Below are 13,611 nucleotides of genomic sequence, written 5' to 3'. Positions count from 1 at the left end.
TTGTCCCGCAACGCTGGACAAGGTGCGGCGCCAGCGGCTGACGAGGCCCTAGGCTCCGGCTGTGACGAAGTCGACGATCGGCCGGTACTGGCACCTCGTGACGCTCGTCGTCGCGGTCTTCGCACTCGTCTTCCAGCTCTACCTCGTGGCGACGGGCGACAACATCCTCGACTCGAGCGCGGTGACGACCGCCCGGCCCGAGCAGGTGCGCCGCTACTTCAGCTACTTCACCATCCAGGCGAACCTCCTCGTCGCCGTCTCGATGTACCTCGTCGTCCGCGACCGCATCGACTCCCAGCTCTTCCGGGTCGTGCGGCTCGCCTCGCTCGTCGGTATCACGGTGACCGGCATCGTCGCGGCGGTCGCGCTTCCCCCGTCGCCGAGCTACACGACGGGCTCGCTCGTCTGTGACCGACTGCTCCACATCGTCGTCCCGGTGCTGACCTTCGTCGGCTGGGTCGCCTTCGGTCCGCGGGGCCGGGTGACCCGCGACGACCTGCTGCCCTCGCTCATCTGGCCGGTGCTGTGGCTTGCCGCCACGCTCGCCCTCGGACCGCTCGTCGACTGGTACCCCTACCCCTTCCTCAACGTGGGCTCGATCGGCCTGGGCCGCACCCTGCTCAACTGCGCCGTCATCGCCGTCCTCTTCCTGGCGCTGGCCGCCCTTGCGCTGTGGGCTGATCGACGCCTGTCGCGCGACCGTGCCACGATGAACGCGTGACGCTCGAGATCACCACCGCCAGGCCCGAGTCCGCACTGCTCGACCTGCCGTGGTCGACACCGCTGGAGGAGTGGCCCGAGAGCTATCTCGCCGCGCTACCCCGAGGCATCTCGCGCCACGTCGTGCGTTTCGTCAAGCTCGGCCCGCGCGTCCTCGCCGTCAAGGAGATCAAGGACGACATCGCCGACCGCGAGTACGCCATGCTGCGCAACCTGCGCCGCCTCGACGTGCCGAGCGTCGAGCCGTTCGGGGTCGTGCACGGGCGCACGACCGCCGACGGCGAGCCGCTCGACGCCTGCCTCATCACGCGCCACCTGCAGTTCTCGCTGCCCTACCGCGCGCTCTACAGCCAGAACCTCCGGCCCGACACGGCCGTGCGCCTCATGGACGCCCTCGCCGTCCTCCTCGTGCGCCTGCACCTCGAGGGCTTCTGGTGGGGCGACGTGTCCCTGTCCAACACGCTCTTCCGCCGCGACGCCGGAGCCTTCGCCGCCTACCTCGTCGACGCCGAGACGGGCGAGCTGCACGCGAGGCTGTCCGACGGCCAGCGCGAGCACGACCTCGACATCGCCCGGGTCAACATCGCCGGTGAGCTGATGGACCTCGCGGCGGGGGGCTTCCTCGAGGAGCACGCCGACCCCTTCGAGGTGTCCGCGTCGGTCATCGAGCGCTACCACACGCTGTGGGACGCCCTCACCGGCACGGAGCGCTTCGAGGTCGGTGACCGCTGGCGGGTCGACGAGCGCATCCGCCGCCTCAACGAGCTCGGCTTCGACGTCGACGAGCTGTCGATGACGACCGACATCGGCGGCACCGAGATCGTCATCACCCCGAAGGTCGTCGACGCCGGGCACCACTCCCGCCGCCTGCTGCGCCTCACCGGCCTCGACGTCGGCGAGAACCAGGCGCGACGCCTGCTCAACGACCTCGACGCGTACACCGCCGCCACCGACCGTCAGGGCGACGACGAGGAGATCGTCGCGCACGACTGGCTGGCCAAGATCTACGAGCCGGTGACGCGCGCGGTGCCACGCGAGCTGACCGGCCGCCTCGAGCCCGCCGAGATCTTCCACGAGGTGCTCGAGCACCGCTGGTACATGAGCGAGCGGGCCGGTCACGACACCCCCATCGAGGACGCCCTGCGCGACTACGTCGCCACCGTCCTGCCGGCCAAGCCGGAGGAGAAGGCCGTGCTCGGCGTCGACACCGAGGAGATGCCGGTCATCAGCCGCTTCGACTGAGCACGGGTGCCGTGCGCCACCGACGGCTGGAGCCCCCGCTCAGCGCCGGTATGCCGTCACTCCCCCTCGGTGCCCACGGCGAGCTGGTCGGCCGGGGCCGAGAGGATCTGGCCGAAGAGCACGACGATCCAGAGCAGGAACGTCACGACGTGCACGGCCGTGCACCACAGGCAGATCGCGTGGATCCGGTAGAGCTCGGCCCACACGAGGTAGAGCGCCATGCCGAGGCCGACCGTGAGCCAGCCGAGGCGGACCGCGTCGAGCCAGCGCTCGGGCCGACGCCACACCTGCGGCAGGCAGAGACCGAGGGCGACGACGAAGAAGACGAGCCCGAGCAGCGCCACGGGGACGCCCATGAAGGTGCTCCAGGCGCTCGTCGTCACCTTGGCACAGTCGATGACCCCGCCGATGCTGCACGCGAGGGTCGCGTTGGCCGTGAAGTGCTCGAAGGTCAGGTAGGCCGAGACGAGCAGGCCCGCGACGGCGAGGACGACCGACACGGGGGCGAGCCACACCGGCCGGCTCGGGCCGGTGACCACCGGGGCCTCCCCGGTGGCCACGTCGTCGTGCAGCGGGCTCACGCCGGCGTCACCGCTTGAGCAGCACGGAGGCGGAGGCGACCGCCTGGCTCGTGCAGACGTTGGCGGGCTGGCCCTTGGTCTGCTCGCAGATCTGGGCGGTGATCATGTTGATGGCCGGCGTCACGGTCTTGCCGATGTCGGAGGTGGGGTCCTGGATGCCGGCGATGATCTGGTCGTAGGTCTTGCCCTCGAAGGCGTTGGCGTCGACCGTCGCGCCGTCGGTGGCGTGGGTGCCGCCGTAGGTGATCCACGGGATGCCGCCGCCGGGGTTGAACTTCTGGAAGAGCGCGAGGTTCTCGCCGTCCAGGGTCTGGAGCGGCTGCTTGTTGCGGTCCTGCGTCTCGACGGCCTCGAAGGCGACGACGTCGCTCGCGTACTTCGCGTCCTTGAACGAGAACGTCGGGGTGTCCGGGTGCACGTCGTCACTCGAGCTCGTCGTCTCGGTGACGCCGGTGAAGGTGCCGAAGCGGGACAGCGCCCCGATGAGCGCCCAGCGCTCCATGGCGCAGAACGGGCAGTACTCGGCGCCGACGTAGAGCACCTTCGGCTTGCCGTCCTGGGTCAGGGCCGTGCCGCCCTGGAGCTTGGCGGGCGCCTGCTCCGGCGTCGGAGCCGGCGCGCTGTCGAAGACGCTCGAGGGCAGCTTCTCGAGCGTGGCGAGCGCCGCGGCTCCCCCGCTGGCCGCGGGCGCGTCCTGCGGCCGGTTCGAGATGACGACCCCGAGGACGACCGCGATCACGACCACGACGACAGCCACCGACGCGGCGATGACCTGCGTGCGCTGACGGTCCTTGCGGGCGGCCTCGGCGCGCAGCTGCGCCGCTCGGGCGGCCGTCTCGGCACGGTTGCTCTTCGCCACGGGTTCGGTCCTCCGGCATCTCCCGCTGCATGACCGCAGTCGGGGTTCGTAGTACTACAGCTCGTAGTTGACCTGCGTCAGCACTCTATCGAGGTCATCTGGACCAGCGTCGCAGAGGGTCCGAGAGTTCCCGGACACGTATGAGTCGTTCCCCCCGGCCGCCGACCGGCCGGTCAGCGGCGGCGCTGGCGGGCGATCTCGTAGAGGGTGACGCCCGTCGCGAGCCCGGCGTTGAGCGACTCGACGGCCGAGCTCATCGGGATCGAGACGATCTGGTCGCACGTCTCGCGGACGAGGCGCGACAGGCCCTTGCCCTCGGAGCCGGTGACGACGACGAGCGGCTCCGTCGCGAGCGAGAGGTCGGGCAGCTCGACGTCGCCGTCCATGTCGAGGCCGAGGATGAAGAAGCCGGCCTTCTTGAACTCCTCGAGGGCGCGGGTCAGGTTGCTCGCGCGGGCCACCGGGATGCGGGCAGCCGCACCGGCGGAGGTCTTCCACGCCGACGCGGTCATGCCGACGGAACGACGCTCGGGCACGACGACACCGTGGCCGCCGAAGGCCGCCACGGACCGCACGATGGCGCCGAGGTTGCGCGGGTCGGTGATGCCGTCGAGCGCCACGACGAGCGGGATGCCGGGCATCTCGGGGTCGATGAGGTCGTTCGGGTGGGCGTAGTCGTAGGGCGGCACCTGCAGCGCCATCCCCTGGTGCACGCCGCCGTCGGTGAGCCGGTCGAGCTCGCCGCGCGGCGTCTCGAGGATCGGGAGACCCCGCTCGGTGGCGAGCTTGAGGGCCTCGCGCACGCGGTCGTCGGTGTCGATGCGCGTGGCGATGTACATCGTCGCGACCGGCACATCGGCGCGGAGCGCCTCGACGACCGAGTTGCGGCCGTAGACCATCTCGCTCGAGGCCTTGCTGCGGCTCTTGGACCGGGTCTGGCCGCGGCCGCCCGGACCGGGCGCACCGGAGCCGGAGCGCTTCGCCGCAGCCTTGGCGCGCTTGTGCGCGGGGTGGTACTCGCGCTCGGAGGCCTTGGGCGTCGGGCCCTTGCCCTCGAGCCCGCGGCGGCGCTGGCCGCCGGAGCCGACGGTCGCGCCCTTGCCGCTCTTGCGGATGGCGCCGCGCCGTTGGGAGTTGCCTGGCATGTCAGCCCTGTGCCTTCTCGGCCCCGAGGGCCGCGGTGGGGTGGTCGGTGGTGGGGTCGGCGTCGCCGCGCGCCGGGCGGGCGAGCGACCACTGGGCCCCGGACGGGGTGTCGGTGATCTCGATGCCGACCGCCGTCAGCGTGTCGCGGATCTCGTCGGCCCGGTCGAAGTCGCGCTCCTGGCGGGCGATCTGGCGGGCGTCGAGCTGGGCCCGCACGAGTGCCTCGAGCGCGAGCTCGGCGGCGGCGTCCTCGCGGCTGCTGCCGGAGCCCCAGTGCGCGGCGAGCGGGTTGACGCCGAGCACGTCGGTCATGGCGACGACGGCGCCGGCGGCCTCGAGGGCCGCCTCGTCGTCGTCCTCGTCGAGGGCGCTGTTGCCGGCGCGCACCGTGTCGTGCACAACGGCGAGCGCGCCGCTGACGCCGAGGTCGTCGTCCATCGAGGCGACGAACGCGCCCGGCAGGTCAGCGGTGGACACCGGTCGGATCGCGCCGCGCCGGGACGCCCGTTCGAGGAAGCCCTCGATGCGCTCGACGGCGGCGGCGGCCTCCTCGAGGGAGCCGGAGTGGTACTCGATCATCGAGCGGTAGTGCGCCGCCGTGAGGTAGTAGCGCAGCACGATCGGCCGCGTCGACTCGAGCAGGTGGCGCACCTCGAGGGCGTTGCCGAGCGACTTGCCCATCTTCTGGCCCTTGACCGTGACCCACGCGTTGTGGAGCCAGTAGCGGGCGAAGCCGAGCCCGGCCGCGCGCGACTGCGCCTGCTCGTTCTCGTGGTGCGGGAAGCGCAGGTCGATGCCACCGCCGTGGATGTCGAACTCGTCGCCGAGCCAGCGTCGCGCCATGGCGGAGCACTCGAGGTGCCAGCCCGGACGACCGGCGCCGAAGGGCGTGGGCCACGACGCGCTCTCGGGCTCGTCGGACTTGTGGCCCTTCCAGAGCGCGAAGTCGCGCGGGTCACGCTTGCCGCGCGGGTCGGCATCGTCCGCGCTGGCCATGTCGTCGAGCGACTGGCCGGTCAGCGAGCCGTACTCGGGCCACGAGCGGACGTCGAAGTACACGTCGCCACTGCCGTCGGGGGCGGCATACGCGTGGCCCTTCTCGATGAGCGTCTCCATGAGCGTCACCATGTCGGGCACGTGACCGGTCGCCCGCGGCTCGTAGGTGGCCGGCTCGACGCCGAGCGCGTCGAGCGCCTGCGAGGTGAGGCGCTCGTTGCGGTAGGTCAGGGCGAACCAGTCCTCACCGGCGTCGGCCGCCTTGCGGAGCACCTTGTCGTCGATGTCGGTGACGTTGCGCACGAGCGTGACGTCGTAGCCGTGACCGACCTCGAGCCAGCGGCGCAGCACGTCGAAGGCGACCGCGAAACGGATGTGGCCGATGTGCGGCGCACCCTGCGTGGTGAGGCCACAGATGTACATGCCGACCTTGCCCACCTCGCGCGGCATGAAGTCGCGCAGCTCCCGGGTTGCGGTGTCGAACAGTCGTAGGCTCACCCGCCGAAGTCTATCGGCGCGTCGCTGCGCACCCGACCATGCGCGATCCCGCGACGCCGGCACCGCGCGGTCTACGCTCGGGCGCATGGCGCAACCGCGGCTCACGAGCTACGAGCGGCTCGACGGCTCCGAGGTGCGCGCCGTCATCAGCTACCTCGGCGAGCGCATCGACACCTACCTGCCCCGCCACCCCGGGCTGCGTGCCGCCACCGAGGAGCTCGGCAAGGTCGTCGACGCCCTCCTCGACCGCCGCCGGCGCGCCCCCGCCCAGCGAGCCACCCTGGTGTGGGCCTCGCGGGCCCTCATCGTCGTCGTCCTCGCCGTGTCGCTCGTCGCGGTCGGCATCGCGGTGCGCGACGCGCTGGCCCGGGCCGGCTCGATCGCGGCCTTCGAGTGGCTGCCGGTCGTCGAGAGCCTCATCAACGACCTCGTGTTCGCCGGGATCGCGATCTGGTTCCTGCTCTCGCTCGCCGACCGGGTCGTGCGCAACGACCTCATCCGCCGGCTGCACCACCTGCGCTCGCTCGCCCACATCATCGACATGCACCAGATGAGCAAGGACCCCGCCGCCCTGCTGCCCGACACCCGGCTCGGGACGATCGCCGGTGACGAGGTCGTGAGCCCCCGCACGATGTCGGTGCGCGACTACGCGCTCTACCTCGAGTACTGCTCCGAGCTGCTGTCGATGACCTCGAAGGCCGCGGCCCTGTGCGCCGAGGAGTCGACCGACGCGCTCGTGCTCGACACCGTGAGCGAGATCGAGAACCTCACGACCGGCATGAGCCGCAAGATCTGGCAGAAGATCAGCCTCCTGCGCGACGCACCCCGCGCCTGAGCGCGCGACGCCGCGGCCTCGGGCACACGGCATACGGCATACGGCACGAGGGCGTATGCCGTGTGCCCGGGTCACGCGGCGCAGCGGGGTCAGTGACCCCGGCGGATCCACTCCTCGACGTCCGGCAGCTCGTCGCCGATCGTCGTGGCGCGGCCGTGGCCGGTGAGGACCGTCGTCTCGGGCGGGAGCGAGAGCAGCTGGTCCTTGATCGACTCGACGATGGTCGGGAAGTCGGACCACGACCGACCCGTCGCGCCGGGGCCACCCTGGAAGAGCGTGTCACCGGTGAAGACGACGGCGAGGTCGCGGGCGTGGAAGCAGCACGCGCCCGGCGCGTGGCCCGGCGTGTGCAGCACGAACAGCTCGACGTCGGCGACCTGCACGACGTCGCCGTCGGCGAGGTCCAGGGTCGGGGTGAGGTCGGGGTGGCTCTGGTCCCACAGCACCCGGTCGTCCGGGTGGAGAGCAACCTTCGCGCCGGGATGGGCGGCGAGCAGCTCGGGCACGACGGTGACGTGGTCGTCGTGTGCGTGCGTCAGCAGGATGTGGGTCAGGCGGCGGTCGCCGACGAGCTCGAGGATCGGGGCGGCGTCGTGCGGGGCGTCGATGACGACGCACTGGGTGTCGTCGCCGATGACCCACACGTTGTTCTCGACCTCCCACGTGCCGCCGTCGAGGCTGAAGGTGCCCTCGGTCGTCGTGTGGTCGATGCGGACGCCGCCCTGCGAGGGCGTGACCCGGTCGGCCGCGCCGTCGGCGCTCACAGCTCGACGACCGATCGCAGGACCTCGCCGGCGTGCATCTTGTCGAACGCCGCCTCGATGTCGCCGAGGCCGATGCGCTCGGTGACGAACGCGTCGAGGTCGAAGCGGCCCTGCTTGTAGAGGTCCACGAGCATCGGGAAGTCGCGGCTCGGGAGGCAGTCGCCGTACCAGCTCGACTTCAGGGCGCCGCCGCGGCCGAAGATGTCGATCATCGGCAGGGTGACCTGCTGGTCCGGCGTCGGGACGCCGACGAGTACGACGGTGCCCGCGAGGTCGCGGGCGTAGAACGCCTGCTCGTAGGTCTCGGGGCGGCCGACCGCCTCGACGACGACGTCGGCGCCGTTGCCGTCGGTGAGGCTGCGGATCGCCTCGACGGCGTCGGTGTTCTTGCTGTTGACGGTGTGCGTGGCGCCGAAGTGCTTCGCCTGCTCGAGCTTCGCGTCGCTGACGTCGACGGCGATGATCGTCGTCGCGCCGGCCACCTTGGCGCCGGCGATCGCGGCGTTGCCGACCCCGCCGCAGCCGATGACGGCGATCGAGTCGCCGCGGCCCACCCCGCCGGTGTTGACGGCCGCGCCGAAGCCGGCCATGACGCCGCAGCCGAGCAGACCGACGGCGGCGGCGTCGGCCTCGGGCACCGTGGTGCACTGGCCCGCGGCGACGAGCGTCTTCTCGATGAAGGCCCCGATGCCGAGCGCGGGCGTCAGCTCGGTCCCGTCGGTCAGCGTCATCTTCTGCGTCGCGTTGTGGGTGTTGAAGCAGTACCACGGCTTGCCCTTGGCGCAGGCCCGGCACTGACCGCACACGGCGCGCCAGTTGAGGATGACGAAGTCGCCGGGAGCCACGTCGGTGACGCCCTCGCCGACGGCCTCGACGTAGCCGGCGGCCTCGTGGCCGAGCAGGAACGGGTAGTCGTCGTTGATGCCGCCCTCGCGGTAGTGCAGGTCGGTGTGGCACACCCCGCAGGTCTCGATCTTGACGACCGCCTCACCCGGGCCGGGGTCCGGCACGACGACGTCGACGACCTCGACGTCGGCGCCCTTGCTGCGGCTGATGACACCCTTGACGGTCTGCGGCATGACTACTCCTGTCGATCTTGCGGATGTGCGGCCTGAGAGGCCCTCCATGACCTACCCAAACGTCCCGCGGGGCCCAGCGCAACGAGCGTCAGGCCCGGCGCAGCGCCGCGAGGAAGAGCTGGGCGTGCCGCTGCACCGGGGCCCGGTCCCACGGCGAGTGCTCGAGGTCGTGGTCGACGGGAGCGACACGCAGGAAGATCCGTCCGTGGGCCGTGGTGCGCAGCAGCACCGGCCACCGCGTCGTCGTGTAGTTGCGCGACGCCCGGGTGCCGGCGACCGGCACGGCCCAGGCGACGTCCTGGGCACCCGCCGGCGTGAAGGCGACGTGGCCGTCTCGGACCTCGATGCGGCCGGGACCGGCGACGTCGCGACGCGACCGCACCTGCACGTCCCAGGCGGTCGGCAGCTGCTCCGGCTCGGCCGGACGGTTCCAGCCGGCGAGGGCGATGAACATCGCGACGAGGAAGACGATGAGCATCAGTGCGACCGGTCCGAAGACCAGCCACATCCACGAGTCGTCCACGGGTCTCCTCAGGTGAGTCGTCGAGCCGCCGGGGGGCGGACGCGGTCGGCACTACGAGCGGCGCGCCCGTCGATCGGTTCCGACGTGGCGAGGTGTCTCGGCCCTCGCGGGGCCTCAGCGAGCGACGACGAGGGCCGTCGCGACGGCGGCCACGCCCTCGCCCCGACCCGTCAGGCCGAGCCCGTCCGTCGTCGTGCCGCTCACCGAGACCGGGGCGCCGGCCGCGGCGGCGAGGGCCGCCTCGGCCTCGGCACGGCGGGCGCCGACCTTGGGCCGGTTGCCGACGACCTGGACGGCGATGTTGCCGATGTCGTAGCCGGCCTCGCGCACGAGCCGCGCGGCCTCGGCGAGAAGCGTGACCCCGGACGCTCCGGCGAGCTCGGGACGCGACGTGCCGAAGTGCGCGCCGAGGTCACCGATCCCGGCCGCCGAGAAGATCGCGTCACAGGCCGCGTGGGCGGCGACGTCGGCGTCGGAGTGCCCGTCGAGGCCGCGCTCCCCCGGCCACTGCAGTCCCGCCACCCAGAGCTCCCGGTCCGAGCCCTCCGGGGCGTACGCGTGGACGTCGACGCCCACGCCGACGCGCGGGAGGTGGGTCATCAGGCGTCCTTCCAGTCGATCGGGCCGCGGTGGATCTTGTGCGGGGCCGCCTGGGCCACCGGCTTGACCACCATCGTGTCGATGTTGACGTGCTGGGGCAGGCCCACGACGAAACCGACGCACTCCGCGACGTCGTCGGCGACGAGCGGGCGGTCGACGCCGTCGTAGACCTTGTCGGCCGCGGCCCGGTCCCCGTGCAGGCGGGTCAGGGAGAACTCCTCGGTGTGCACCATGCCGGGCCGGATGTCGACGACGCGGATGTTCTCTCCGTTGAGCTCGAGCCGGAGCGTCTCGGAGACGACGGACGTGCCGTGCTTGGCGGCGACGTAGCCGGCACCGCCCTCGTAGACGCGCTCACCGGCGATGGAGCTGATGTCGACGATGGTGGCGCGGGAGGAGCGCCGCAGGAGCGGCAGCACGGCCTGGATGACCCGGAGGGTGCCGACGACGTTCGTGGCGAACATCCGCTCCCACTCCTCGGGGTCGCCGTCCTCGACCTCCTCGGGGTCGCCGTCCTCGACGCGGGTCACGCCCAGCGCACCGCCTGCGTTGTTGACGACGACGTCGCACCGGTCGAGGGACGCGACGCCCTGGGTCACCGACCCGGGGTCGGTGACGTCCATGACGAGCGCACGGGCGGAGCCGCCGGCGCTCTCGATGTCGGCCACGACCTCGTCGAGCTTCTCGCGACGGCGGCCGGCGACGACGACGTCGAAGCCGTCGCGCGACAGCCGCCGTGCGATGGCCGCACCGATGCCGGTGCCACCACCGGTGATGAGAGCCGTCGGTCGGGACAGGGCGGTGCTGGGGTCGGTCGTCACGCTGCCGAGGATAGGCAACTCCCGGGGTCGATGTGTTCTGCGGTCACCCGTGACCGCAGAACACATCGAACCGAGGTCGGATCGAGGTCGGATCGAGGTCAGGAGGTGGCGAGCAGGCGGGCGGCGGCCTCGAGGTCGCTCGGCGTCGTCACCTTGAGGGCCCGCGGGTCGCCCTCGACGACGAGGACCCGCTCGCCCAGCCGTTCGACGAGCCCCGCGTCGTCGGTGGCCTCGCTCGACACGGCGTGCGCACGCTCGAGCACGTCACGCCGGAAGCCCTGCGGCGTCTGCACCGCCCGCAGGGCCGAGCGCTCGGGCGTGCCGACGACGAACCCGTCGGCGTCGACCTGCTTGATCGTGTCGACGACCGCAGTGCCGGGCACGACGGCCACGGCTCCCGCCGCGACGGCGGCGACCACCCGGTCGAAGACCGCGACCGGCGTCAGGCACCGGGCGGCGTCGTGGACGAGGACGATGTCGACCTCGTCACCGAGCGCGCGCAGACCGGCTGCGACGGAGTCGCCCCGCTCGACCCCGCCGGGCACGACGGTCACCGGCGTCACGGACCCGAGCTCACGGCATACGCCATCAGTGACGGCAGCGGCCTGCTCGCGGTGGGTGTCCGGAACGACGAGGACGACCTGGACCACGGTCGCGCACGACAGGACCCCCCGCAGGGCGTGCCCCAGCAGGGGCACCCCGGCGAGGGGCACGAACGCCTTGGGCAGACCTGCCCCCAGACGCGAGCCAGAGCCGGCCGCGACGACGATGACGCCGACGCGACCGGCTCCGGTCTCGTTGTTCAGTGTGCTGTCCGATCAGGAAGCGAGGACCTCGTCAAGGATGGTCTCGGCCTTCTCCTCGTTCGTCTTCTCCGCGAGCGCGAGCTCGGAGACGAGGATCTGGCGGGCCTTGGCGAGCATGCGCTTCTCGCCGGCCGACAGACCGCGGTCCTGGTCACGACGCCACAGGTCGCGCACGACCTCGGCGACCTTGATGACGTCACCCGACGCGAGCTTCTCGAGGTTCGCCTTGTAGCGACGCGACCAGTTGGTCGGCTCCTCGGTGTGCGGCGTGCGGAGCACCTCGAAAACGCGGTCGAGGCCTTCCTTGCCGACGACGTCGCGGACACCCACGAGGTCGCAGTTCTCGGCGGGGACCTCGATCGTCAGGTCACCTTGGGCGACCTTGAGCTTGAGGTAGAGCTTGTCCTCTCCCTTGATCGTGCGTGTGTTGATCTCTTCGATGAGTGCAGCCCCGTGGTGGGGGTACACGACCGTCTCGCCGACCTTGAAAACCATCTGCTGTTTTCCCCTTTCGCGACCTCCAGATTATCACGAAGCTGTGCACATCGCGATCTCAGGATTCGGCATCAGTGCAGGTCAGAGCCACAGTGGGGGCGCGGCACGCGGTAATTGACGTCTTGACAGAAGGCCGCTCGGCGTGCTTCGCGGGGGCCTTCCGGGCCTGTGTCGTCGCGTTCGCGGCGCCCGTCCTTCGGCTCGCCGGCGCCGAGTCGGCGGGTGCACGGGTCCGCGGGGTCACGCGCCGGTAGGCTGTCGCCCGTGAAGCGTCGATACCCCGCCATGACCCCCGCGCGTCGCCCGTCCACCCGCCGGGTGTCGACCGTGCTCGCCGGTGTCGTCCTCGCCGTCGCGACGACCGGCTGCCAGGTCAACTCGCCCGTCCAGACCGCCGTCCCCTACGTGCCGGCCGACGGCGTGCCGGCCAACGTGGGCCAGCTCGCCGTGCGCGACCTCCTGCTCGTCGGTGACGGCAACGGCACCGTGGTCATCTCCGGCTCGGCCATCAACCTCGGCGAGCAGGACATGACCGTCCAGATCGCCGCGCAGGCCGACCCCAACGCCACCAGCGCGCCCACCGGCTCCGAGGTGCGGCTCGGCCCGCGCGAGCAGGTCAACCTCTCCACCAAGGGTCTGCAGCTGACCGACGTCAAGACCAAGCCCGGCGGCCTCGCCCCGGTCACCATCACCTCCGACACCGGTGGTACCACCGTCGTCAAGGTGCCGGTGCTGACGGCGAGCGGCTACTACGCCACGGTGACGCCGGCCCCGACCGGCAGCTGACGCTCCCCGTCGAGAGGCCACGTCCGGCCCACTCGCAGCAGTCGAAAGGCCACTCCTCGCGGCGAGGAGTGGCCTTTCGACTGCGTGGGTGCGGCCACTCGTGACCGCTCGACAGTGGGGGTCAGCCGGCCTCGAACTTGTAGCCCAGCCCGCGCACCGTGACGATGTGCACCGGGTTGGCCGGGTCGGGCTCGATCTTGGCGCGCAGGCGCTTGACGTGGACGTCGAGCGTCTTCGTGTCGCCGACGTAGTCGCTACCCCACACCCGGTCGATGAGCTGCATGCGCGTCAGCACGCGACCGGAGTTGCGCAGCAGCATCTCGAGCAGCTCGAACTCCTTGAGCGGCAAGGACGCCGACCGGCCCTGGACGCTGACCGTGTGGCGCTCGACGTCCATGCGCACCGGACCCGACTCGAGCGTCGAGGGCAGCAGGTCCTCGGGCTCGGCGAGCCGGCGGAGCACGGCCTTGACGCGCGCGAGCAGCTCACGGCTGGAGTAGGGCTTCGTGACGTAGTCGTCGGCACCGATCTCGAGACCCACGACCTTGTCGATCTCGCTGTCCTTGGCGGTCAGCATGATGACCGGCACCGAGGAGCGCTGGCGCAGCGCCCGGCACACGTCGACGCCCGACAGGCCGGGCAGCATGAGGTCGAGCAGGACGAGGTCGGCGCCGTTCTTGTCGAACTCGGCCAGGCCGTCGGGCCCGGTCTCGGCCACGGCGACGTCGTAGCCCTCCTTCTTCAGCAGGTAGGACAGCGGGTCGGAGAACGACACCTCGTCCTCGACGATGAGAATGCGACTCAAGACAGGCCTCTCGGGGTCGGGCAGCGTGGGAACTGGGTGAGCTGCTCGGGCGGTG

At 71.4% G+C, this 13,611-nt stretch carries 16 protein-coding genes; 4 read left to right on the top strand and 12 right to left on the bottom strand.

What is annotated here, in order from left to right:
• Positions 1-61: 61 nt before the first annotated feature.
• Together ASD90_RS04780 and ASD90_RS04775 are read left to right on the top strand one after the other, a co-directional pair.
• Complete coding sequence (locus ASD90_RS04780; RefSeq protein ID WP_056752293.1) at positions 62-721, top strand: Pr6Pr family membrane protein; 660 nt, start codon at positions 62-64, stop codon at positions 719-721.
• Complete coding sequence (locus tag ASD90_RS04775; protein WP_056752290.1) at positions 718-1,962, top strand: DUF4032 domain-containing protein; 1,245 nt, start codon at positions 718-720, stop codon at positions 1,960-1,962. The genes ASD90_RS04780 and ASD90_RS04775 overlap by 4 nt, the downstream gene beginning before the upstream one ends.
• A gap of 56 nt (positions 1,963-2,018) precedes the next feature.
• Here ASD90_RS04775 and ASD90_RS04770 read toward each other — a convergent pair whose 3' ends face one another.
• The 4 genes from ASD90_RS04770 to cysS all read right to left on the bottom strand — a co-directional run bounded on the left by ASD90_RS04770 (position 2,019) and on the right by cysS (position 6,042).
• Positions 2,019-2,543 carry a vitamin K epoxide reductase family protein gene (locus tag ASD90_RS04770; RefSeq protein WP_056752288.1) on the bottom strand — a complete coding sequence of 175 codons (525 nt, stop codon included), beginning with the start codon at positions 2,541-2,543 and terminating at the stop codon, positions 2,019-2,021.
• A gap of 7 nt (positions 2,544-2,550) precedes the next feature.
• The gene (locus ASD90_RS04765; protein ID WP_056752285.1) at positions 2,551-3,402 is read right to left on the bottom strand and encodes a DUF929 family protein; all 852 of its coding nucleotides are present in this window, start codon (positions 3,400-3,402) and stop codon (positions 2,551-2,553) included.
• Positions 3,403-3,575: 173 nt separating this feature from the next.
• A complete protein-coding gene (gene rlmB, locus ASD90_RS04760; RefSeq protein ID WP_056752282.1) occupies positions 3,576-4,547 on the bottom strand; it encodes a 23S rRNA (guanosine(2251)-2'-O)-methyltransferase RlmB in 972 nt (323 codons plus the stop codon).
• 1 nt (position 4,548) lies between these two features.
• Complete coding sequence (gene cysS / locus ASD90_RS04755; protein WP_056752280.1) at positions 4,549-6,042, bottom strand: cysteine--tRNA ligase; 1,494 nt, start codon at positions 6,040-6,042, stop codon at positions 4,549-4,551.
• Positions 6,043-6,127: 85 nt separating this feature from the next.
• Between cysS and ASD90_RS04750 the strand changes: the two genes are divergently transcribed.
• The gene (locus ASD90_RS04750) at positions 6,128-6,877 is read left to right on the top strand and encodes a hypothetical protein (protein ID WP_056752277.1); all 750 of its coding nucleotides are present in this window, start codon (positions 6,128-6,130) and stop codon (positions 6,875-6,877) included.
• A gap of 89 nt (positions 6,878-6,966) precedes the next feature.
• Here ASD90_RS04750 and ASD90_RS04745 read toward each other — a convergent pair whose 3' ends face one another.
• From ASD90_RS04745 to ASD90_RS04715, 7 genes are all read right to left on the bottom strand, one after another.
• Positions 6,967-7,641: an MBL fold metallo-hydrolase gene (locus ASD90_RS04745; RefSeq protein WP_056752273.1), complete on the bottom strand. Its 675-nt coding sequence runs from the start codon at positions 7,639-7,641 to the stop codon at positions 6,967-6,969.
• Positions 7,638-8,720, bottom strand: coding sequence for an S-(hydroxymethyl)mycothiol dehydrogenase (locus ASD90_RS04740; protein WP_056752270.1), 1,083 nt, complete (start codon positions 8,718-8,720; stop codon positions 7,638-7,640). The genes ASD90_RS04745 and ASD90_RS04740 overlap by 4 nt, the downstream gene beginning before the upstream one ends.
• 88 nt (positions 8,721-8,808) lie before the next feature.
• Positions 8,809-9,243 (bottom strand): hypothetical protein, encoded by a 435-nt coding sequence (locus ASD90_RS04735; protein WP_056752268.1) that lies wholly within the window; start codon positions 9,241-9,243, stop codon positions 8,809-8,811.
• Positions 9,244-9,357: 114 nt separating this feature from the next.
• Complete coding sequence (gene ispF / locus ASD90_RS04730; RefSeq protein WP_056752266.1) at positions 9,358-9,843, bottom strand: 2-C-methyl-D-erythritol 2,4-cyclodiphosphate synthase; 486 nt, start codon at positions 9,841-9,843, stop codon at positions 9,358-9,360.
• Positions 9,843-10,664, bottom strand: coding sequence for an SDR family oxidoreductase (locus tag ASD90_RS04725; RefSeq protein WP_056752264.1), 822 nt, complete (start codon positions 10,662-10,664; stop codon positions 9,843-9,845). The genes ispF and ASD90_RS04725 overlap by 1 nt, the downstream gene beginning before the upstream one ends.
• A 98-nt stretch (positions 10,665-10,762) precedes the next feature.
• Positions 10,763-11,434: a 2-C-methyl-D-erythritol 4-phosphate cytidylyltransferase gene (gene ispD / locus ASD90_RS04720; RefSeq protein ID WP_369793578.1), complete on the bottom strand. Its 672-nt coding sequence runs from the start codon at positions 11,432-11,434 to the stop codon at positions 10,763-10,765.
• Between the two features lie 48 nt (positions 11,435-11,482).
• Positions 11,483-11,965 (bottom strand): CarD family transcriptional regulator, encoded by a 483-nt coding sequence (locus ASD90_RS04715; protein ID WP_020145708.1) that lies wholly within the window; start codon positions 11,963-11,965, stop codon positions 11,483-11,485.
• Between the two features lie 264 nt (positions 11,966-12,229).
• On the opposite strand from ASD90_RS04715, the gene ASD90_RS04710 reads away from it, so the two are divergent.
• The gene (locus ASD90_RS04710; protein ID WP_056752259.1) at positions 12,230-12,751 is read left to right on the top strand and encodes a hypothetical protein; all 522 of its coding nucleotides are present in this window, start codon (positions 12,230-12,232) and stop codon (positions 12,749-12,751) included.
• 121 nt (positions 12,752-12,872) lie between these two features.
• On the opposite strand, the gene ASD90_RS04705 is transcribed toward ASD90_RS04710, so the two are convergent.
• Positions 12,873-13,556, bottom strand: coding sequence for a response regulator transcription factor (locus tag ASD90_RS04705; protein ID WP_020145710.1), 684 nt, complete (start codon positions 13,554-13,556; stop codon positions 12,873-12,875).
• Positions 13,557-13,611: the final 55 nt, after the last annotated feature.

The sequence above is a fragment of the Terrabacter sp. Root181 genome (assembly GCF_001428505.1).
Taxonomy (GTDB): Bacteria; Actinomycetota; Actinomycetes; order Actinomycetales; family Dermatophilaceae; genus Terrabacter.
This window is presented reverse-complemented; position numbering and strand designations above follow the sequence as displayed.